This window comes from Actinoplanes sp. NPDC000266 (assembly GCF_042899005.1).
Lineage (GTDB): Bacteria > Actinomycetota > Actinomycetes > Mycobacteriales > Micromonosporaceae > Actinoplanes.
The window spans coordinates 760876-781909 of record NZ_JBIAZI010000001.1; the positions used below are offsets into that span (position 1 = coordinate 760876).

21 protein-coding genes are annotated in these 21034 nt (G+C 71.7%); 13 read left to right on the plus strand and 8 right to left on the minus strand.

Features of this window, described 5'->3' with window-relative positions:
* Positions 1-7: 7 nt before the first annotated feature.
* Complete coding sequence (locus ACFY36_RS03035) at positions 8-730, minus strand: helix-turn-helix transcriptional regulator (RefSeq protein WP_499744202.1); 723 nt, start codon at positions 728-730, stop codon at positions 8-10.
* A 91-nt stretch (positions 731-821) separates the two neighbouring features.
* On the opposite strand from ACFY36_RS03035, the gene ACFY36_RS03040 reads away from it, so the two are divergent.
* The 8 genes from ACFY36_RS03040 (at position 822) to ACFY36_RS03075 (ending at position 7621) form a co-directional block, all read left to right on the plus strand.
* Positions 822-1961, plus strand: coding sequence for a PP2C family protein-serine/threonine phosphatase (locus ACFY36_RS03040; RefSeq protein WP_499744203.1), 1140 nt, complete (start codon positions 822-824; stop codon positions 1959-1961).
* Positions 1962-1994: 33 nt separating this feature from the next.
* Complete coding sequence (locus tag ACFY36_RS03045; protein WP_499744204.1) at positions 1995-3347, plus strand: MFS transporter; 1353 nt, start codon at positions 1995-1997, stop codon at positions 3345-3347.
* 10 nt (positions 3348-3357) lie between these two features.
* Positions 3358-4329 (plus strand): AfsR/SARP family transcriptional regulator, encoded by a 972-nt coding sequence (locus tag ACFY36_RS03050; RefSeq protein ID WP_499744205.1) that lies wholly within the window; start codon positions 3358-3360, stop codon positions 4327-4329.
* An 88-nt stretch (positions 4330-4417) separates the two neighbouring features.
* Positions 4418-5236 (plus strand): basic amino acid ABC transporter substrate-binding protein, encoded by an 819-nt coding sequence (locus ACFY36_RS03055; protein ID WP_499744206.1) that lies wholly within the window; start codon positions 4418-4420, stop codon positions 5234-5236.
* Complete coding sequence (locus ACFY36_RS03060) at positions 5236-6030, plus strand: amino acid ABC transporter permease (RefSeq protein ID WP_498697195.1); 795 nt, start codon at positions 5236-5238, stop codon at positions 6028-6030. The genes ACFY36_RS03055 and ACFY36_RS03060 overlap by 1 nt, the downstream gene beginning before the upstream one ends.
* Positions 6031-6036: 6 nt before the next feature.
* On the plus strand, positions 6037-6813 hold the full coding sequence (locus ACFY36_RS03065) for an amino acid ABC transporter ATP-binding protein (RefSeq protein ID WP_499744207.1): 777 nt from the start codon (positions 6037-6039) through the stop codon (positions 6811-6813).
* A gap of 143 nt (positions 6814-6956) precedes the next feature.
* Positions 6957-7238: a hypothetical protein gene (locus tag ACFY36_RS03070; protein WP_499744208.1), complete on the plus strand. Its 282-nt coding sequence runs from the start codon at positions 6957-6959 to the stop codon at positions 7236-7238.
* Positions 7239-7351: 113 nt separating this feature from the next.
* Positions 7352-7621, plus strand: a complete 270-nt coding sequence (locus ACFY36_RS03075) for a hypothetical protein (RefSeq protein WP_499744209.1) — start codon at positions 7352-7354, stop codon at positions 7619-7621.
* A gap of 182 nt (positions 7622-7803) precedes the next feature.
* Here the strand turns inward: ACFY36_RS03075 and ACFY36_RS03080 are convergent, their stop codons facing one another.
* The 6 genes from ACFY36_RS03080 to ACFY36_RS03105 are packed head-to-tail and all read right to left on the minus strand — an operon-like array spanning position 7804 to position 15695.
* On the minus strand, positions 7804-9420 hold the full coding sequence (locus tag ACFY36_RS03080) for a PucR family transcriptional regulator (RefSeq protein WP_499744210.1): 1617 nt from the start codon (positions 9418-9420) through the stop codon (positions 7804-7806).
* 10 nt (positions 9421-9430) lie between these two features.
* Positions 9431-10126 carry an ABC transporter ATP-binding protein gene (locus ACFY36_RS03085; RefSeq protein ID WP_499744211.1) on the minus strand — a complete coding sequence of 232 codons (696 nt, stop codon included), beginning with the start codon at positions 10124-10126 and terminating at the stop codon, positions 9431-9433.
* Positions 10114-11412 (minus strand): serine hydrolase domain-containing protein, encoded by a 1299-nt coding sequence (locus ACFY36_RS03090; RefSeq protein ID WP_499744212.1) that lies wholly within the window; start codon positions 11410-11412, stop codon positions 10114-10116. The genes ACFY36_RS03085 and ACFY36_RS03090 overlap by 13 nt, the downstream gene beginning before the upstream one ends.
* Positions 11409-13232: a dipeptide/oligopeptide/nickel ABC transporter permease/ATP-binding protein gene (locus ACFY36_RS03095; RefSeq protein WP_499744213.1), complete on the minus strand. Its 1824-nt coding sequence runs from the start codon at positions 13230-13232 to the stop codon at positions 11409-11411. The genes ACFY36_RS03090 and ACFY36_RS03095 overlap by 4 nt, the downstream gene beginning before the upstream one ends.
* Positions 13232-14176: an ABC transporter permease gene (locus ACFY36_RS03100; protein WP_499744214.1), complete on the minus strand. Its 945-nt coding sequence runs from the start codon at positions 14174-14176 to the stop codon at positions 13232-13234. Before ACFY36_RS03100 ends, ACFY36_RS03095 begins: the two co-directional genes overlap by 1 nt.
* Positions 14177-14180: 4 nt before the next feature.
* Positions 14181-15695 carry an ABC transporter substrate-binding protein gene (locus ACFY36_RS03105; protein ID WP_499744215.1) on the minus strand — a complete coding sequence of 505 codons (1515 nt, stop codon included), beginning with the start codon at positions 15693-15695 and terminating at the stop codon, positions 14181-14183.
* A 147-nt stretch (positions 15696-15842) separates the two neighbouring features.
* Here ACFY36_RS03105 and ACFY36_RS03110 point away from each other — a divergent pair, with 147 nt between their 5' ends.
* The 5 genes from ACFY36_RS03110 (at position 15843) to ACFY36_RS03130 (ending at position 20587) form a co-directional block, all read left to right on the plus strand.
* The gene (locus tag ACFY36_RS03110; protein WP_499744216.1) at positions 15843-17033 is read left to right on the plus strand and encodes an EAL domain-containing protein; all 1191 of its coding nucleotides are present in this window, start codon (positions 15843-15845) and stop codon (positions 17031-17033) included.
* A 70-nt stretch (positions 17034-17103) separates the two neighbouring features.
* On the plus strand, positions 17104-17718 hold the full coding sequence (gene sigK / locus ACFY36_RS03115; protein WP_499744217.1) for an ECF RNA polymerase sigma factor SigK: 615 nt from the start codon (positions 17104-17106) through the stop codon (positions 17716-17718).
* A complete protein-coding gene (locus ACFY36_RS03120; RefSeq protein WP_499744218.1) occupies positions 17715-18431 on the plus strand; it encodes an anti-sigma factor in 717 nt (238 codons plus the stop codon). The genes sigK and ACFY36_RS03120 overlap by 4 nt, the downstream gene beginning before the upstream one ends.
* Before the next feature lie 72 nt (positions 18432-18503).
* On the plus strand, positions 18504-19112 hold the full coding sequence (locus ACFY36_RS03125; RefSeq protein ID WP_499744219.1) for a fasciclin domain-containing protein: 609 nt from the start codon (positions 18504-18506) through the stop codon (positions 19110-19112).
* Positions 19112-20587: a molybdopterin-dependent oxidoreductase gene (locus ACFY36_RS03130; RefSeq protein WP_499744220.1), complete on the plus strand. Its 1476-nt coding sequence runs from the start codon at positions 19112-19114 to the stop codon at positions 20585-20587. The genes ACFY36_RS03125 and ACFY36_RS03130 overlap by 1 nt, the downstream gene beginning before the upstream one ends.
* Here ACFY36_RS03130 and ACFY36_RS03135 read toward each other — a convergent pair.
* Positions 20574-21023 (minus strand): hypothetical protein, encoded by a 450-nt coding sequence (locus tag ACFY36_RS03135; protein ID WP_499744221.1) that lies wholly within the window; start codon positions 21021-21023, stop codon positions 20574-20576. The two genes, ACFY36_RS03130 and ACFY36_RS03135, sit on opposite strands and share 14 nt — an antisense overlap.
* Between the last annotated feature and the right edge of the window lie 11 nt (positions 21024-21034).

The window sequence follows — 21034 nt, forward strand, 5'->3', positions numbered from 1 at the left end:
CCACCGATCACCCGGTCGCGGTATGGGGTGAATCCCCCACCCAGCCGCTCTCCAGGGCGGTGACCACCGCGGCCGTACGGTTGCGGGTCCCGGTCTTGCGGATGACCGCGCCGACGTGCTTCTCGACTGTCTTGGGGGAGAGGCCGAGCCGCGACGCGATCTCGCGGTAGGTCAGGCCCTGCCGCATCAGCTCGAGAACGCCCAGCTCGCGCGTGGTGAAAGGGGCCGGAGCGGGCAGGGGAAGGCCGGGGCTTCCCAAGCGGGCCGTACGGACGATGGCCGCGGCCGCCGCCTGGGTGAGCGTCTCCAGATCGTCCACCTCCCGGGTGGTGAAGGCCGGTGCGAAGGTCACGCTCACCGCGATCACGTCGTCGCGCCACCAGATCGGCACGGCCGCCGCCGAGCCGCGCCGGACCCGGTCGGCCGAGACCAGATGGCCGGAGCGCAACTGCCCGTACTCGGCGATCACCACCGGCCGCCGCCGGGCGAACGCTCGGCCGGTGGCCCCCTCGTCCAGCGGGAACCTGTCGCCCAGGCGGCAGAACGCGCCGTACTCCGCCGCCTTGGTGTAATGCCCGGAGCCGGCGTCGATCAGCGAGATGCTGCCCGCGGCCGACCCGGTGAGCCGTGCGGTGTGCCGCAACAGCCGCCGCAGCACAGCCTCGAGCCGCAGGTCGCCGTAGACATCGGCCACCGCCTCCGCAAGCCGGAACCCCTCGCCGGGAGCCACCTACCGAACGTATGTTCCGCGCGCCCGGATCAAAAGGGCCCGAGCGGCCGGATAACGTGGAACAGCCCCCTCAAGTCGAAGGTTCCCCGCTTTGCTCGAAGACAACGCCGACCTGTACGAGAACGCGCCCTGCGGCAACCTCTCGACCCGGCCGGACGGCACGATCATCAAGGTCAACGCGACCCTGCTCGGCTGGCTCGGCTACACGCGGGACGAGTTGCTCGGTGTCCGGCGGTTCGGGGAGCTGCTCACCGTCGGGGCCCGGATCTACTACGAGACCCACTTCGCCCCGCTGCTGCTCATGCAGGGTGAGATCAGCGGCATCGCGCTGGATCTGCTGGCGAAGGACGGCACTCGGTTCCCGGTGCTGGTCAGCTCGCTGGTCAAGGACGGCAGCGTCCGTACGATCGTCTTCGACGGCCGGGAGCGCAACGCCTACGAGCAGGAGCTGCTGTACGCCCGCAGGACGGCCGAACGCGAGAGCGAGCGCCTGCGCCACCTGGTCGCCGACCTCCAGCGCAGCCTGCTCCCGGCGGTGCTGCCGACGCCGCCCGGCCTGCGGACGGCGGCCCACTACCGGATGGCCTCGACCGACGAGGTCGGCGGCGACTTCTACGATCTGTTCCCGCTGCGTGACGGCCGGTGGGGGTTCTTCCTGGGCGACGTCAGCGGCAAGGGGATCGGCGCGGCCGCGGTGACGGCCCTGGCCCGGTACACGCTGCGGGCGGCCGCGGTCTACGACCCGGACCCGGCCGCCGTGCTGCACAACCTCAACCAGGTCCTCTACCAGGAATATCGGGAGGACGCCCGATATTGCACCGTCGTCTTCGGCATCCTCACCCCGCGACCGGCCGGGGACGGCTGTGACCTGGTGATCGCCAGCGGCGGCCACCCCGAGCCGCTGTTGCTGCGCGCGGACGGGACGGCGCACAGCCACCCCACCCGGGGCCGGCTGGTCGGCGTGTTCCCCGACTCGGCGTACACCAACACCGCGCTGACCCTGTGGCCCGGCGACACCCTCGTGCTCTACACCGACGGCATCACCGAGGCCCGGACGCCCGATCACCGCTTCGGGGTGGGCGCCGTGACCCGGTTCGCCGAGGGCCTGGCCCCGGCCGGCGCCGTCAAGGTGGTCGAGGCGTTCGTCGGCCTGCTCGACGATTTCGGGGACGGGCTCGAGGACGACACCGCCGTCATGGCGATCGGCATGCCCCAGCTTTGTGTCCCCTAGCGAAACGGCGTTTCCTAACGGTAGGGTGCCGGGATGGCGGTCACCGGCGAGTCCGAGCAGATCAGACAGGTCACCGTCCACGCCGGCCGGCCACCGGTCACCGTCCGGCGCGGCAGCGGCGCGCCCTTCGGATGGTGGCCGGCGATCTGCGTGGCGCTCGTCGCCGCCATCGACCGGATCGAATACAACCTGCTGGCCGGCGCCCTGCCGACGATCCAGGAGGAGTTCGGCTTCAGCGACAGCGCGGGCGGCGCCATCGCCACCGCCGGGGCGCTGGCCGCGATCGTCCTGCTGCTGCCGGCCGGCAAACTCGCCGACACCGGCAAGCGCACGTGGACCATCGCCGCCATCGTCGCCGTCTGGGCGCTGCTCACCGTCGGGACCGGGCTCGCCGGCTCGTACGCGACGCTGTTCGCCGTCCGGGTCCTGCTCGGCGCGGCCGGTCAGCTCTACAACCCGCCGTCGTCCAGCCTGCTCGGCGACCTCTACCCCGGTCCGGGGCGGGCGCGGGCGTACGGCTACGAGCGGATGGCGTACTTCGCCGGGCTCCCGATCGGCGTCATCGCCGGCGGCGCCCTCGCGCAGACCGTCGGCTGGCGCACCGGATTTTTCCTGATCGCCGTCCCGGGCGTGATCATCGCGCTTCTGGTGCTCACGGTCCGCGAGCCGGTCCGGGGCGTCGGCGACGATCTCTCCCGGTGGTACGGCGACACGGCCGCCGTCGATCGCGAAAAGCCGGCGGCGACGGTCGGAATGCGGCAGCAACTGGTCACCCTGCTCCGCATCCGCACCCTGCGCTCGGTGATCACCGGCCTGAGCATCCTGTTCTTCGGGCTCGGCGGCCTGTTCTTCTGGATGCCGTCGTTCTACGCCCGCGAGTTCGACCTGCCCGAGGCGTCGGCCGCGGCCGTCGGGGGAGGGGCCGGCCTGGTCGGCATCGTCGCCGGCATCCTGGCCGGCAGCTGGTTCGGCGACCGCCACCACGAGCGGCGGGTGGCGATCGGCGGCTGGTCGCTGCTGGTCGGCACGGTCTTCCTGGCCGGGGCGGTCAGCGTGCCGGTGCTGGTGCCGCAGGCGATCTGCTTCACGCTGGCCAACGCGGGTTTCGCGGGGGCCATCGCCAACCTGACCGCGGCCAACGCCGACGTGGTCGCGGCGCACCGCCGGGGCCTGGGCTTCGCGGTGCTGCAACTGCTGGTCACGCTGGGTGGCGCGCTGGGGCCATGGCTCATCGGCATGGCCTCCGACGCGACCGGGTCGCTGCGATGGGCGTACACCGTGGTGCTGTTGCCCTTGATCGTCGGAAGCCTGATCGTGCTGCGCGGCCAGCGCACTTACGGGGAGGATGCGGCCGCCGCCCTCGGCGCCCCACCAGGAGACAGATAAAGTCAGGCCCATGGGCGTACGGTTCGAGATCCTCGGCCCGGTCCGCGCCTACCGGGACGCCGCTCCGGTGGATCTCGGACCGGTCAAGCAGCAGGCGCTGCTGGCCCTCCTGCTTCTGCGCGAGGGCCGCCCGGTGCCGGTGCCGGACATCGTGACCACCCTGTGGAGCGGCGACCCACCCCCGAACGCGACGGAAACCGTCTACCGGTTCATCGGCAACCTGCGCCGCGCGCTGGGCCCCGCCCTGATCGTCCGGACCGACGCCGGCTACGTCCTGCATCCCGACGAGGGCGCGGTCGACGCCCACGCGTTCCGGGCCGCCGCCACGACGGGCGACACGAGCCGAGCCCTGTCCTTCTGGCGGGGCGACCCGCTGGCCGGCCTGACCGGCCCGTTCTTCCAGGCCGCCCGCACCCGCCTCGTCGAGGAGCGCGCCCGCCTCCCCCTCGACCCCACCCGAGCCGAGCCCGCCCCTTCACCGGCTCGCACCGAGCCCGCCCCTTCACCGGCTCGCACCGAGCCCGCCCTTCCACCGGCCCGCGCCGAGCCCGCCCCTCCGCCGGTGGACCCTGCCCGTGCGGCGCCCCCGCGCGTTGATCGCACGCGTGTGGAGCCCGCGTCCCCGCATGTCGGCCGCTCCCGCGTCGAGTCGGGGCCTTGGCCGGTGGATCCCGCTCGCGCGGATCCCGCGCGCCCGCGTGTCGATCGCACGCGCGTCGAGTCCGCGCCCCCGCGTGTCGATCGCACGCGTGTCGAGCCCGCGTCCCCGCACGTTGGCCGCACTCGTGTTGAGTCCGGGCCTTGGCCGGTGGATCCCGCCCGTGCGGATCCCGCGCCCCCGCGTGTCGATCGCACGCGGGTCGAGCCTTCGCACATCCGAGCGGCCGGTGAGGCCGAGGACGGCGAATCCCACTACGGCGAGCCGGTCGATCCCTGGGACGGGCACGATCTCTTCCCGCCTGATCCGGGCCGGATCATCTGATGTAGTGCGGGATCCACTCGACATCGTTGTCAACCCGAGTTCCATGGGTGGTCATCGTTATTGATCGAGATGAATTACTCTGACTCCCATGAAGAAGCTGGGACATGCCCGTGCGGCGGTCGCGCTGGTGGCCGCCACGATGATCGCAGCCACCGGCTGCGCCAAGAAGGACACCGGGAGCACCACCGAGAGCGGCGTGGCGCTGGTGAAATCCGGCGTGCTGACCACGTGCACGCACCTTCCCTACGCGCCGTTCCAGTCGAAGGACGACACCGGCAAAGTGGTCGGCTTCGACGTCGCGCTGATCGATCTGGTCGCCACGAAGCTCTCCGTCAAGCAGGAGATCGTGGACACGCCGTTCGAGGGCATCAAGTCCGGCGCCGACCTGAATTCCGGCAAGTGTGACGTGGCCGCGGCCGGCATGACCATCACCGACGAGCGCAAGAAGGTCATCGACTTCTCCGACCCGTACTTCGACGCCACCCAGGCGCTGGCCGTGCAGACCGGCAAAGAGGTCAAGACGCTGGAGGAGCTCGTCGGCAAGCGGCTCGGTGTGCAGGGCGGCACCACCGGTGAGGAATACATCAACGCCCAGGTCAAGGAGAAGAGCCTCAAGATCGAGGTGGTCTCCTACAAGGACCTGGCCGCGTTGCAGCAGGCGCTGGCCACCAATCAGGTCGCGGCCGCCGTCAACGACCTGCCGGTCTGGAACGAGTACATCAAGGCCAACCCGGGCAAGGTGGTCGTCGCGGCCGGCTTCGACACCGGGGAGCAGTACGGCTTCGCCGTCAAGAAGGGCAACGCCGAGCTGCTCAAGACCGTGAACGAGGCGCTTGCGGCTGCTCGCAGCGACGGGTCGTACGACAAGATCTATAAGGAATGGATCGGCGAGAAGCCGGCCAGTTGATGAAACTCAGCCGCCGCCGGCGACAGCGGCTCGTCCGCGTCGCCGGCTACGTCGTCTTCGCCGCGGCCATCCTGATCGTGGTGGCCGCGGCCGACTGGGACCGCCTGGCCGACGCGTTCTTCCGCGGCGATGTCGCCCGCAGCATGTTCCCCGAGGCGATCACCGTCGCCCTCCGGAACACCATTCTCTACACGCTGCTGGCGTTCGTCTTCGGCCTGTCAGTGGGGCTCGTGCTCGCCCTGATGCGCCTCTCGTCGATCCTGCCGTACCGGTGGGCCGCGACGGCGTACATCGAATTGTTCCGTGGTTTGCCCGCCTTGCTCGTCCTCTTCATGGTCGGCTACGGCGTGCCGCTGGCCTTCCCCGATCGGGAGATTCCGGGCGGGGTGTACGGATCGGTCACCGTCGGCCTCGGGCTGACCGCCGCCGCGTACATGGCCGAGACGATCCGGGCCGGCATTCAAGCCGTACCCAAAGGTCAGCTCGAGGCGGCACGGACCCTGGGAATGTCGCACACCCGCGCGATGATCTCCATCGTGCTGCCGCAGGCCTTCCGCATCGTCATACCACCCCTCACCAACGAGATCATCCTGCTGACCAAGGACACCTCATTGGTGTACGTCCTGGGCGTCACCCCGGCCACGATCGAACTGACCAAGTTCGCGGGCGACACCCTCAACACCAAGGTCAACCCGACCCCGCTGGTCGTGGCCGGCCTGCTGTACCTGGTGATCACCCTGCCGCTGTCACAGGTCGTCCGCGTGCTGGAGCGCCGGGCCGCGAGGGAGAGGTGACCGACGATGTCCACCATCGAGATCACTGAGCTGCACAAGTCGTTCGGCCCGCTGGAGGTGCTCCGCGGCATCGACCTGAGGGTCGAGCCGGGCGAGGTCGTCTGCGTGATCGGCCCGTCCGGCTCGGGCAAGTCCACCCTGCTGCGCTGCGTGAACCTGCTGGAGGAGCCCACCTCCGGCTCGATCAAGGTGGCCGGCGTCGAGGTCACCGACCCCGACACCGACATCGACGAGGTACGCCGCGGCATCGGCATGGTCTTCCAGCAGTTCAACCTCTTCGGCCACCTGACGGTCCGCGAGAACGTGACGATCGCCCAGCGCCGGGTCCTCAAGAGGGGCCGCACGGAAGCCAACAGGGTAGCCACGGCGAACCTGGACCGGGTGGGCCTGAGCGACAAGGCGGCGTCCTACCCGGCCCAGCTGTCGGGCGGCCAGCAGCAGCGGGTGGCGATAGCCCGGGCCTTGGCCATGGACCCGAAACTGATGCTGTTCGACGAGCCGACAAGCGCCCTGGACCCCGAACTGGTGGGCGAGGTCCTGGCCGTCATGCGAGGCTTGGCCGCCGAGGGCATGACGATGCTGGTGGTGACGCACGAGATGGCGTTCGCCCGGGAGGTCGCCTCCCGAGTCGTCTTCATGGACGCCGGAGTGATCGTCGAGGAGGGCCCACCGGCGGAGGTCTTCAACAAGCCCCGGGAGCCGCGCACACGAGAGTTCCTCCACCGGGTCCTGGAGCCCACCCGAGTCAGTGAGACGGAAATAGGCGCTCATCTGACGGATTAGCCCGTGTGCTTTGATCGGTTGCTCATCCGGGGCGATTCAGGGAGTACACGATCTTCTTCTTCGAAGGTGAGCGTGCCGGCCTGTCGGAGCCCCGGTCGCCGCTGGCCGGTTTCTGGGCGTTGTTGGTCGGCGGGGTCCTGCTCGTGGTGCTGACGGTGGTGCTGCAGCCGATCACCGATGTGCGCGACTGCCGGAACTATCGTGCGTCCGGCAACGCCAGCGCTTTCCCGAACGAGATCTGGGATCTGTACTACCCGGTGTTGCTGCTTTTCTGGCTGTGGGTGGTCATCGTGGAACAGTTGCTCCCGGTCACCTGGAACGGCCGTAGAACCATTCTGGTCGTCGCCCGTGCCTTCCTCGCCGTCCTGGCGTGCCTGGCCGCTTCATGTTTCGCGGGCGCCAAGCTCCTCCTGCTCTGCCATTAGCCGGTCCGCAACCGCTGCTCGACTTCCTCGCCGGCGGCGTTCGCCGTCAATCCTCAGGCTCTGGGTTCGAATCCCTGGTGGCTTGCTCCAAGTGCGCCGATCCCGGAGGTGTGATGATCAAGGGCGATATCGACAATCGCCTGAAGACCTTGTTCGACGGACTTACGCGGCCGCACCACGCGCAGGAATTTCCGTCCACCTGGGTACCGGAGTCCGATCAGGATCCCCTGATCCGCCTTCTGGACGACGACAGCCTGATCAAGGCAGTCAACGTGCGCACCGACCGCTTGCTCGCGCCCGCGAATCCTTCGCACGTCAAACTGCTGATTCGGGTGAGCGTTCGAACCTCGGTCGACTTCGGTGGACTGGCTTTGTGGGGTTGAGGCGTGGCCTCCGGCTCGTCGCTGGGCCTTGGCGACGTTGTGATGCCCAGTCGTCGCGGCTCTGCCAATCTGCTGACCTTTGCTCTGAGCGAGAGATGGCAGTCATCTTCTGGCCCAGGGCTACACCGGGCTCGCGAGCGGCGAAGTGGAGCAGCGCGGCCGCGTCCGGCGGTGGCTGTTCGTCATGGCGTTCGTGGCGGGTCGGGGAACAGGCGTAGCTGGAGCATGGCGCCGAAGCGGGCCTCCGGGTCGGTCAGGTCCAGGTCGCCCACCTCGGACAGGCGGCGCAGTCGGTAGCGGAACGTGTTCGGGTGTACGTGCAGGGCGGCCGCGGCCGCCACCGCGTCGCCGAAGGCGTTCAGCCACGCGGCCAAAGTCTCGACCAAGTCGGCGTTGTGTTCGGTGTCGTAGGCCTTCAGCTTGGCCAGCGGACCCGTGGGCATGTCGCCCCGTGCCGCCACCGAATCTCGCATCTCCAGGACCATCGCCGCCGTGTAGACGTCGCTCAGGCGGGCCACCCGGCGGCCGCAGTCGGAGCGCAGCACCCTCAGCGCCCGGTCGGCGCTGGCGCGGGCGGCCGGTAACGTGGCCACGGAAAGGGCCGCTGGGCTCACCCCGACCAGGGCCGGCACCCGGTCTCCCACGCGGTCCAGGAACTCCGTCGCGACCCGGACCGCCCTCTCCTCCGTCACCGCCGGCAGGAGGCCGTACGCCACGTCGCCCAGCAACGCCACCGCGCTTCCCGCGTGGACCGCGCTCAAGTGCATGGCCAGCGCGTCGGCCAGGCGCTGGCGGTCGGCGGCCAGGCCGGAACGGTCGGCCGCTCCCTCCGGCGCTGATGGGACCAGGGCCAGCACCACCAGCGGCTGGTCGGCCAGGCCCAGGCGGGACAGGGACTCCCGGGCGCCCGCCCCTCCTTCCAGCGCCGTCCCGACCAGTTCCGTGCGCAGGCGGCGCTCGACATCCGCGCCGGCGCGAAGGCGCAACAGGTGCAGGGCGACCAGCTTCGCCGCGTCGCTGAACGCCCGTGCGCGGTCGGGGGTCAACGGCTCGCGCACCGCCGCCCAGATCGAGCCCAGGAACTCGTCCCCGGCCCGGACCGCTACCGCCGTCCGGGGCACCGAGAAGTCGCCGGGGCCGCTGGCCGGTGGGGGCACGTACACCGGTTCTGAGCTTCGGTGCAGGTCCCGGTGTACGCCGGCGACGGTCAGCAGGCGGGCGAAGCGCTCCGGGACCTGGCGGCCCAGGATGGTTTCGACCCTCGACTCGTCGGCCTCCTCCTGGCGGCCCGAGAAGGCCAGCACCCGCGAGTCGGGGTCTTCGATCGTCACCGGCGCGTCGACCAGGGCCGCCACCGCGTTGGCCAGGGCGAACAAGTCGCCCGAGGGCAGGCCGCCGAGGGTTTCGGGGCCGCCCACGTCGCCCTGGCTGAGCATCGAGCGCAGCAGGGCCGCCAGCTGCGCCCAGGAAGCGCCGCGGGTCAGGGCCAGCAGCGCCACCCCGGACTCGTCGGCGGCGGCGCGGACCTCGTCGGTGGCCGCGACCGGAGCCCGTACGACCAAAGCAGCCGCCGCGTGACCGCCCAGCGTGCGCAGCAGCGCCGCGATCTCCGCCGGCGACCGCAGGCCCACCCCCAGCACCAGCGCCGGTGTGGGCAGATGGGGCTCGTCGAACGGGTCGTGGATGGCGATGCCGGCGATCGGCTCGGGCGAGCTCACGTCGCCGTGCACCAGGTCGAGCAGCGTGGCGCCCAGGTCGTCGAGGACCCGGCCCAGGCTGGCGCGCGGCTGCTGGCTCATGCCGGTCAGCCTAGGGGCGCGGGACCGCATCCAGCAGCTCTCGCGTGTACTCGTGCTTCGGCTCGTCCAGGAGGGCGACCGGGCCGTACTCGACGATCCGGCCCTGGCGCATGACGGCGACGATGTCGCTGACGTAGCGGACCACGGCCAGGTTGTGCGAGATGAACAGCATCGTGAGGCCCATCCGGCGTTGCAGGTCGCGGACCATGTTGAGGACCGCGCCCTGGATGGAGACGTCCAGGGCCGAGGTGATCTCGTCGGCCACGATCACCTCGGGGCGGCCGGCCAGGGCGCGGGCCAGCGCCACCCGCTGCCGCTGGCCGCCGGAGAGCGCGCCCGGCCGGACCCCGGCCCGTTCCGGCGGGAGGCCGACCAGGTCGAGGTAGTGGGCCACGTCCGTACGGCCGCGGGCGACCTCGGCGATCGAGGCCCCGATGGTCATGCGGGGGTCGAGGGCCGAGTACGGGTCCTGGAAGACCATCTGCACCGGGCCGCCCCCGCGCGGGAGGGGATGGATCCGGCCGCTGGTCAGCGGGACGAGGCCGACGGCGGCCCGGGCCAGCGTCGACTTGCCCGAGCCGGACTCGCCGACCAGGCCGACGACCTGGCCGGCCGGCACCACCAGGTCGACGCCGTCGACCGCGACCGTGCCGTGCCGGCGGGAGCCGAAACGCACGGTCACGTTCTCGAAGGTCAGCTCGCGCATCGCGGGGTGGCCCGGGCGCCGAAGTGCAGGTACGGCTCGCCGGTGGGCAGCCGGTAGAAGGTGGCCGGGATCCAGTTGCCGGTCTCCGGGTCACGGCAGACGAACAGGTCCGGTTCGACGGAGACCATCTGGTAGTCGACCGGCTTCTCCTGCAGGACTTCGGCCATCGGCCCGGTCACGCTCACCCGCAGCACCCGCGAGGGCAGCACCTCCTGGCGGATGCTGGCCCGCTCGTAGACGCCCACGTACGGGGTGATGTCGACCTCGGCCGGTGTGGCCGGCGGCCCGAGCGGATGCGGCACCGGAACTCCGGCCAACGAGTCGAAGATCTCCCGGAACAGCTCCTCGTACAGCTTGGCCCCGTTGCCGCCGTTGGTCAGCAGCGTGACCGCCAGGCCGTGCGAGGGCAGGACGCGCAGATAGGCGGCCTGGCCGATGGTGTTGCCGTCGTGCCCGATCAGGCGGTGCCCACCCCAGTTGAGGCGCTCCCAGCCGAGGCCCCACGAGTCGCCCAGCAGGTGCGTGTCCGGCAGGTCGACCTGATGCTCGGCCATCTCGGGATGCTTGTCCGAGAGCGCGAACCGCAGCACGTCGCCCACTGTGGACACGATGGCGCCGGCCGGGCCGGCCGAGCGCGGGATGCCCCAGACCGGGGCCACGGCCTGCTCGCCGTCATTGGTGACGTGGCCGACGGCGGCGCGGTGCATGAGCGCCTCCTCGGGCAGGGTCACGGTGTGCTCGAGCCCGAGCGGGCCGATGATGCGCTCGCGCAGGGCGGCGTCCCAGGTGCCGCCGGTGAGCTTCTCGATCACGCGGCCGGCCAGGGAGAAACCCGAGTTGCAGTACGACCAGGTGGCCTCGAGCGGATGGTTCTGGGCCGCGCCGGCCAGCTCGGCCGCGTACTTCTCCAGGCAGTCGTCGCCGCGGCCGGTGTCGGTGAAGACGTCGCCGTCGATGCCGCTGGTGTGGGTGAGCAGGTGCCGCATGGTCACCTTGGCGGTGACGCCGGGGTCGCTCAGGCGCAGCTCGGGCATGACCTCGACGAGCGGGGCGTCGAGCTGAAGTTTGCCCTCCTGGACGAGCTGCATGACCAGGGTGGCCGTCCAGACCTTGGTGATCGAGCCGATCTGGAACAGCGAGTCGGTGGTCACCTCCACGCCGGTGCGGAGGCTGAGAACCCCGTACGCGGCCTCGACCTGCTCCTCGGGGGAAACGATGCCGAGGGTCGCGCCCGGCACCTTGTGGCGCTCGGCGAGCTCGGCCAGACGGTCGGTCCACTGTGTCACGATGCTGCTCCTTCCAGATGGGCTTCGGCGTGCCAGCAGGCGACGCGGCGCCCGTCCTCGTAAGCGGTCAATGTCGGGTCCTCGGCGCGACAGCGGTCGGTCGCGAGGGGGCAGCGCGGGGCGTAGGCACATCCGGGCGGCAGCGCGTGGGGATCCGGCGGGCGCCCGGGGATCACCGCGAGCGGACGGTCCCGGTCGGTGGTCATGTCAGGAACGGCGGAGACCAGAGCTTGGGTGTACGGATGGAGCGCGCCCCCGGCGAGCGAGGAGGTGGGCAGGTCCTCGACCACCCGGCCGGCGTACATGACGAGCACCCGGTCGCAGACCTGGCCCACCACGGTGACGTCGTGGCTGATGAACAGCAGCGCGGCCCCCTCGGCGGCGCGGACATCGGCCAGCAGCTGCAGCACCTGGCGCTGCACGGTGACGTCGAGGGCGGTGGTCGGCTCGTCGGCGATGATCAGCCGCGGGCTCGCCATCACGCCCATGCCGATCATCGCCCGTTGCCGCATGCCACCGGAGAACTCGTGCGGGAGCTGACGGGCGCGGCGGGCCGCGTCCGGGATCCGTACGGCCGCAAGCCGGTCGACGGCCCGGCGCCAGGCCGCCGCCCGGGTCGCGCCCTGGTGTTCGCGGACGACCTCGGCCAGTTGCCGGCCCACCTTGTGGGTGGGGTTGAGTGAGGTCATCGGGTCCTGGAAGACCATGGCCAGCGCGGTGCCGAGCAGTTTCCGGTGGTCGCCGTGGCGCAGGTCCTCGCCGAGGAAGTCGAGCCGGTCGGCCTGGACCCGACCCGGCGACTCGATCAGCTGGGCGATGGCGAGGGCGGTCAGGCTCTTGCCCGAGCCGGACTCGCCCACGATGCCGACCGCTTCGCCGGCGCCCACGGTGAGGCTCACACCCCGGACCGGGGTCACGTCGCCGTAGCTCACCCGGAGGTTGGCCACGCGAAGCAATGCCTCCTCGGCCGGCAGATCGGGCGCCGCCACTATCGGCGTGCGCGATTTGTCCATATTTATCGAGACAATCGACCGGGCCACCGCCTCGCCGGTCAGGCTGAACGCCATGGCGGCGATGACGACGGCGACTCCGGCGGCCAGCGCCCCCGCCGGATGAATGTAGATCTGCGCCAGCCCTTCACCGAGCAACCGCCCCCAGTCGTAGCTGGGCGCCTGCACCCCCAGCCCGAGGAACGACAGGCTCGCGAAGGCCAGCAGCGCGCTCCCGGCCGCCGTCGTCGCCGACACGACGAGCGGCTCGGCGATGTTCGGCAGCACGTGCCGCAGCAGGATGTGGACGCGGCCCACCCCGGCCACCCGGGCCGCCGCGATGAAGTCACGCCCCGAGATGGTCGCGGCCAGCGTCTGCGTGAGCCGGGCGAAGGCGGGCGCGGTCGCGAAGCCGATCGCCAGCACCGCACCCCTCGCGCCGACTCCGAAGATCACCGCGAAGAAGAGCGCCAGCAGCAGCGTCGGAAAGGCCACCGCGATGTTGATGAGCGCGCCGATCCACCGACCGGCCCGCCGCCCGAGCAGCGCCGGCGCCGTGCCGAGCAGCAGGCCCGTGCCTACCCCGATCCCGGTCGCCAGCAGCGCCAGCCCCACCGACAGCCGCGTCGCCACCAGCACGCGGGCCATGATGTCGCGCCCCAGCAGGTCGGTTCCCACCCAGTGCGCCGCCGAGGGACCTTGCAGGATCTCATTCGGGTGTACGGCGTCAGCCCGCTCCTGCCACAGCAGAGGCGCCACCACGGCCAGCCCCAGTACCAGGACCACCAGGACCGCCGCGCTCACGCCGAGCGGCTTCCTCAGCATCGCCATCAGCTCTCCCGGATCGCCGAGCGCGGGTCGAGCACGGCCAGGGCCACGTCCACCACCAGGTTGATCAGGAGCACGCCGATCCCGTACACCAGCACCACGCCCTGCACGGTCGGATAGTCCTTGGCCAGGATCGACTGGACGATCGTGCCGCCCAGGCCGGGCCAGGCGAAGATGTTCTCGATCAGCACGGTGCCGGCCACCAGCGCCCCGAGCAGCAGCCCGCCGACGGTCAGGGTGGCCGTGAGGGCGTTCGGCAGCGCGTGCCGCAGGTAGATCGCCGCCGGCCGCAGGCGCTTGGCCCGGGCCGTACGGATGTAATCGGCCTGCAGCACCGAAAGCAGTTCCACCCGGATGATCCGGGCCAGCATGAAGGCCGGGCCGATGGCCAGGGCCAGGACCGGCAGGATGTACGAGGACGGGCCCGACCGCCCGGCGACCGGTGTCCATCCGAGCTGGACGCTGAAGACGAAGACCAGCCCGACCGCCATCAGGAACTCGGGGATGGTCGCGACGACCACGCCGGCCGAGGTGAGGAACCAGTCGCGGTTGCTGTGGCCGCGGGCCAGCACGGCCATGAGCAGACCGAGCGGCACCGAGATCAGCACCGCCACCGCGAACGCCAGCAGCGCCATCTCGACCGTGGAGCCGAGCCGCGACGAGATCACCTCGTCCACCGGCAGACCCGAGGTCATCGACACGCCGAGGTCGCCGGTCACCAGGTGGCCCAGATAGTGCGCGTACTGAAGCCACAGCGGGTCGTTCAGCCCCATCGCCTCGCGCCGCTGCTCGATCAGCGAGAGCGGGGCGGTGGGGCCGAGCGACGTGCGGACCGGATCGCCCGGCAGCACGTGGATCATCAGGAAGGCCGCGGTCACCAGCACCCAGACCGACAGCATCAGCCGCCCGGCCCGGCGGGCGCCGAATCGCACCCAGGTGGCGTTCACCGTCTCAGCCCAGCATGCGGATCGAGGCCGGATCGATGTCGCCCTCGGTCAGCTCGAGCTCGGCTCCGCGGGCCACGACCGGCAGGTTGGAGTTGGCGAACGGCACCAGATCGAGGTTCTTGATGACGGCCTTCTCGGCCGCGTCCCACTGTGGACAGCCGCTGTCGCCGGTGAGTTTCTGGGCGGCGGAGACCGCTTCGGCGTACGCCTTGTTGTCGAACGCCGCGAAGTTGGCGCCGCCCGGCGGGGTCGGCCCGGACAGGAACGGCACCAGCTGGCTCGGCAGCGTCACGCCGATCGGGAACATCGCCACGTCCCAGGCGAGCTGCCCGGCCGCGACCTGCCCGACCTGGGTGGTGGTGACCGACTTGAGCTCGATCCGCACGCCGGCGGCCTGCCATTGCTGTTGCAGCAACTCGGCGGCGGCCTGCGCGCCCGCCGCCCCGGTGTTGCCCCAGACCACGGTGAGCTTGACGCCCTTGCCGGTCAGGGCCGCCTTGCCCGCGGCGGCGTCGAGGGCCGGCAGGTTGCCGGTCACGTTGTCGCCCTTGCACGGGGTGTTGGCCGGCGCGACCAGACCGGTCGGCACGGTCCCGCGGCCGCTGGTGAAGACCTGCTGCATCTGCTTCAGGTCGAGCGACTGCATCAGCGCCGTGCGCACGGCCGGGTCGGCGGTGGGCAGCCCGTCCTTCTGGTTGAACCAGATCTCACCGGTCGGGGCGAGCACGTCGCGCTTGAGGAAGCCGTCGCCCTGCAACCGCTGAACGTCCGGCCCGGTGAAGCGGGCCGCGGTCACCTCGCCCGACAGCACCAGGTTGGCCGTGGTGGTCTCGTTGGTGATGACCCGGACGACCACCTTCTCGGGCAGGCCGACCGGGCCGGTCACGTCCTTGCGCCGGGTGAAGGTGTAGTGGTCGTCGGGAACGGCCTCGGTGACCGTGTAGAGGCCCGTGCCGTCGGCCGACTGCTTGAGCTTGGTGCGGTCGGCCATGCCCTTGGCGCAGACGATCGGCAGAGCCCCGAGGTTGCGCTCCAGGAAGGCGTCCGGGGTGGGCGAGGTGACGCTGACCGTGCCCGCCGCGTCGTCGGCGGTGGCCTTGGCTCCCGCCGGGACGTACAGGCCGATCCGGGTCGAAGAGTTCTTGGGGTCGCCCACGAAAGCGATGTTCGCGGCGACCGTGGCCGCCGTCAGCGGCGTCCCGTCGGCACAGGTGACGCCCTTGCGCAGGGTGAACGTGGCGGTCGTGCTGGTCGATTCCCACTTCTCGGCCAGCCCCGGCCGGGTCTTGCCGTCCGGCTCGAAGCCGAGCAGCGAGTCGTAGAGGAACCGGTCGACCTGCCCGGTGACCGACAGGGAGGTGAAATGCGGATCAAGGTTGCCGGGGTCGCCGGCCACCGCCATCGTGAACGTCTTGCCGTCGACCGGGCGGCCCCCGCTCGCCCCGCCGCCGCCGTCATCACCGCAGGCGGCCAGGAGCACCACAGCTCCCGCCGCGGCCGCGCATCGCAAAGCCTTCATAGTGCCTCCACGTGCTGCGTGTGCCGAAAGACTGCCGATCACCCGCCCCGCTTGTCTTTGGCCCACCCGACAACATGAAGACGATCGATTTGTCGCGCCCAACGACTTGTCCTCAGGTGGCCGGGCCGGCGACCGATGGGCAGCGTGATGAGACAGCGTGACGTGACGGCGCAGCAGTTGGCCGGCCTCCTGCGGACCGCGCGGCGGTCGCTGGGCCTCGGCTTCGCGTTCCTGAGCCGCATGGACGGCACCACCCAGCACCTCGAAGTGGTGGAGTCGCCGCTGCCCTTCCTGTTCCGGGACGGCGCCGAGCGGCCCCAGGACACGTCGTTCTGCCAGGCGATCAGGGACGGGCGGCTCCCGTCGGTCATGCCGAACGTCAAGGACTTCCCCGAGGCGATGAGGCTGCCCGCCGCGCGGATGCCCCGCATCCGCAGCTTCATCTCGGTGCCGGTGGTGCTCAGCGACGGCACCGTCTACGGCACGTTCTGCGCGGGCGGGTTCACCGCCGACGCCGAGCTCTCCGGCCGCGACGAGGCGCTGATGGCGGTCCTCGCCCAGGCGGCCGCGGTCATCATCGAGCCGGACGTGCACCGGCGCCGCCGCAAGGCCGAGCTCGAGGAGCGCTACCTCCCGCTGATCGAGGCCGGCGGCCCGGCCGTCCTGCTCCAGCCCATCGTCGACCTGGCCACGGGCCACCGGGTGGGCGCCGAGGCGCTGAGCCGCTTCCCGCGGCAGTGGAACCAGCCGCCGGACGAGTGCTTCGCCGACGCCGGGCTGATCGGCGAACGGGACCGGCTCGAGATCCAGGCCCTGCGCTCGGCCGCGGCCCACCTGGACGGGGTCTCCGGATACGTCGCGATGAACGTCTCACCGGCCACGCTGATGACCCGCGAGTGCCGGGAGGCGCTGGGCGCGATGCCGCTGAGCCGTGTGGTGCTGGAGCTCTCCGAGCACGACCCGGTCGAGGACTACGACGCGCTGCACGTCGTGCTGGCGCCGCTGCGGGCCCAGGGCATGCGCCTGGCCATCGACGACGTCGGCTCCGGCTACTCCTCGCTGCGCCACATCGTGGCGACCCGCCCCGACGTCATCAAACTCGACCGGAGCATCGTCACCGGCCTGCACGCCGACACCGTGCTGCCGGTGGTGGTCCGGTCGCTGGCCGACCTGGCCGCCGCGGTCGGCGCCGTCGTGGTGGCCGAGGGCGTGGAGACCGCCGAGGACGCCACCACGCTGGCCGGCATCGGCGTGAGCCTGGGGCAGGGCTGGCACTTCGGCCGCGCGGTCACCCCGGAGGAGCTTCGGGAGACGTACGGCCTGATGGTCCCGGTCTGAGCGACCAATCCGCGGAGCACACGGCTCCGAATCGCCTTCCGGAGGATTCGATCCGCGGAGAGGCGACACCATGGCAGAGCGCGGCATCACCCGCCGCCTGGAGCACCTGACAACGGTGCCCGGGCCGGAACCGCAGCCGGACGCGGGCACCCTGCTCCGGGCGGTGGCCCGCGGCGACGAGAAGGCGTTCGACCGGCTCTACGAGCTGGTGGCGGCCCGCGTCTACGGGCTGATCCGCCGGGTGCTGCGCGATCCGGCACAGGCCGAGGAGGTCGCGCAGGAGGTGCTGGTCGAGGTGTGGCGATCGGCGGCCCGCTACGACCCCGGGCAGGGATCGGCGACCGCCTGGATCTTCACCATCGCCCACCGGCGCGCCGTGGACCGGATCCGGTCGGAGCAGGCGTCGGCCGACCGCACGCTCAAGGTCGGCGCCGCTTCGATCGACACGCCCTTCGACGAGGTGGTGGACGAGGTGGCCGTGCGGCTGGAACGCCGCCAGGTGCGCCACTGCCTGGACGGCCTCACCGAGCTGCAACGGCAGGTGGTCACCCTGGCCTACTACCACGGGCACAGCTATCCGCAGGTGGCGGAGCTGGTCGGGGCGCCGCTGGCGACCGTGAAGACCCGGATGCGGGACGGGCTGATCCGCCTGCGGGACTGCCTCTCGGCGGGGGCGGCGGCGTGAGCACGGACACGCACACCCTGATCGGGCCCTACGTCCTGGACGCGCTCGACGACATCGAGCGGGCCACCTTCGAGCGGCACCTGCGCGAATGCGAGGCCTGCCGGGCCGAGGCCGGCGAGCTGCGCGAGGCCGGGGCGCGGCTGGCCGACGGCGCCTGGTCGGTCCCGCCGCCCCGCCTGCGGGACTCGGTGCGGGCCGAGATCCGGCGGACCCGCCAGCTCGGGCCGCCCGCGAAAATGCGGACCACACGCCGCCTGTGGCCGGTGGTCGCGGCGGCGGCCGCGGTGCTCGTGGCGGGAGGCGCCGTCTTTCAGGTGCAGGAGCATCGGGTCGGCGAGGAGCGCGCGGCCGCCGTGGCGGCCCGGGCCGGCGAGGAGCGGGTACGGGCGATCCTCACCTCTCCCGACCTGGTGGTCCGCGAGGAGTCGCTGAGCAGTGGCGGCCGGGTCACCGTGGCCACCTCGAAGCTGAACGACGCGGGCGTGATCATGCTGGCAGCGGCGTCGGCGCCCTCCGGCGAGAGGGTCTTTCAGCTCTGGACGATCCGCTCGGGCGGGGCGGCGTCGGCCGGCGCGCTCGGTGTGGGCCAGTCGGCCACGGTGCGCATCGTCGAAGGCCTGTCCGGCTCGTCCGCCGTGGGCGTGACGGTCGAGCCCGCGCCGGGTTCGCGGACTCCGACGACGCCGACGGAGGCACTCGTGAAAATAACCTGAGATCTGACCAAGCCGACGCATGACTCGTTCCGAATCAAAGGTGTACGAACCCGATTCGGAGGAGTAAAACTCATGCGTGCACCGAAGCTCGTAGCCCTCACCGCGGCGACCCTGTTCACCATCTCGCTCGCGGCCTGCGGCAACGACTCGACCGACGACTCCACCGACGGCGCACCGGCCGCCGCGCCGAGCATGTCCGCCGGCCTCAACTTCGGGGCGGGCTGCTCCGCGGTGCCGGCCGACCCCTCGAACAAGGGCAGCTTCCAGGCGATGGCGCAGGTGCCGGTCGCGACCGCGGCGTCCGGCAACCCGCTGCTGTCCACGCTGGTCTCGGCGGTCAAGCAGGCCGGGCTGGTCGACTCGCTCAACTCGGCCGACGGCATCACCGTCTTCGCGCCCACGAACGACGCCTTCGGCAAGATTCCGCCGGCCGATCTGAAGAAGGTGCTGGCCGACAAGAAGACCCTGACCGACATCCTCACCTATCACGTGGTGCCCGGAAAGCTCACCCCGGCCGACCTGTCCGGCGACCACAAGACCCTGGAGGGCAAGGACCTGATGGTGGCCGGTTCCGGCACCGACTTCAAGGTGAACGGCGCGGCCTCGGTGATCTGCGGCAACGTACAGACCGCCAACGCCAACGTCTACATCGTCGACTCCGTCCTGATGCCGCAGAGCTGATGCGCGGACTCCTGCGCGGCGCCGCCGCCGGGGTGCTGTCGGCGGGTCTCGGCGTCGCGGTCGCGGAGTTCTTCGCGGCCGCGGCCCGGCCCGGGGCGGGGCCGCTCGTGGCGGTCGGCGGCGCGGTCATCGACGCGACTCCCACGGCGGTCAAGGAATTCGCCGTACGGCAGCTCGGCACCCACGACAAGCCGGTCCTGCTCGCCTCGGTCGGGCTGGTCCTGGCTCTTCTCGCCGCTCTGATCGGCGTCCTCGGGCAGCGCCGCCGCGTCCTGGTGGCGGCCGGCGCGGCGGTGCTCGGGGTGGCCGGCGCGGCCGCGGCCCTGTCGCGGCCCGCCGGCACGCTCCTCGACGCGGGGCCGTCGCTGCTGGCGGCCACGATCGCCGGCGTCACCCTGTGGTGGCTGCTGGGCCGGGCGGCCGCGGCCGCTGGACCCAGCAGCGGCCGCCGGGCCTTTCTGCGGGGTGCGGTGCTGGTGGCCGGCGCGGCGGTGCTCGCCGAGGGCGGCGCCCAACTCGTCCGGCGTACCGTCGGCCGGGTCCGCACGGACCTCCGGCTCCCGGCGCCGGCGTCGGCGGCCAAGCCGTCGGACCCCGGCCTGACCACCCCGGCCCGAGAGTTCTATCGCGTCGACACGGCCCTCACCGTGCCCCGGATCGACCCGGGCGGCTGGTCGCTGCGGGTGCACGGCATGGTCGGCCGCGAGCTGCGGCTCACCCTCGACGATCTGCTGCGCCGCCCGCTGATCGAGCGGGACATCACCCTCAACTGCGTCTCGAACGAAGTCGGCGGTCCGTACATCGGCACCGCGCGCTGGCTCGGCGTTCCCTTGGGCCCGCTGCTGCGGGAGGTGGGCCTGCTCGCCGGCGCCGACCAGATCGTGGCCCGCTCGGCCGAGGGGATGACCATCGGCACACCGGTCGCCACGGCGCTGGACGGCCGCGACACGATGCTGGCGGTCGCCATGAACGGCGCGCCGCTGCTGCCCGAGCACGGCTTCCCGGTGCGCATGCTGACCCCCGGGCTGTACGGCTACGCCGGCGCCTGCAAGTGGGTGAGCGAGCTGGAGCTGACCACGTTCGCCGCGTTCGACGCCTACTGGGTCGAGCGCGGCTGGGCCCGGGCCGGGACGGTCCGCACGGCCTCCCGCATCGACAAGCCGCGCCCGTTCGCCCGCCTGGCCGCGGGAACGGTCACCGTGGCCGGTGTGGCCTGGGCCCAGCGCCGGGGCATCACGAAGGTCGAGGTCAGCGTCGACGGCGGCCCGTGGCAGGAGGCGGAACTGCTCCCGGCGCCCTCCGTCGACACGTGGGTGCAGTGGCGTTACCGCTGGCGTGCCCCGAGCGGGCCGCACTCGCTGGCGGTCCGCGCCGTCGACGGCGACGGCGCCGTCCAGACCCGGGACCGGGCCACGCCGTTCCCCAGCGGAGCCACCGGATGGCACACCATCACGGTCACCGTCACGCCCGCTTGACGGCGACCGTCACGCGGTGGGTGGTGGCGAAGACCGTACCGGCCCAGCCCTGTGCCTCATTGAAGGCCAGGCTTGTCGTCTCGGCGGCGGCGCGGTCGGCGACCAGGGTGAAGGCGCCGCGGGCGAGCTCACGGCGGTAGAACGACAGCACCGCCTCCGGGTCCGGCGCGCTCAGCACGAACGAGGCGCCGGACTCGGGGTCGGACAGGCTGGTCACCCGGCTGCCGGGCGGCAGCGGGAAGGCGGCCGGCACGTTGCGCGGCGCGGCCGCCTTGACCTCGTGGGCGACCGTGCGGACGCCGGGGGAAGCGGGAATCGGGGCGATCGCGGCCGGCTCGTTGCGGCGCGCCTCGGCCGCGGTGACGCTGCCGCAGGCGCCCAGACCGGGGATGGCCAGCAGCGTGGCCAGGACGGTGACGATCCGCTTCGCGAACATGGCCGCAATTA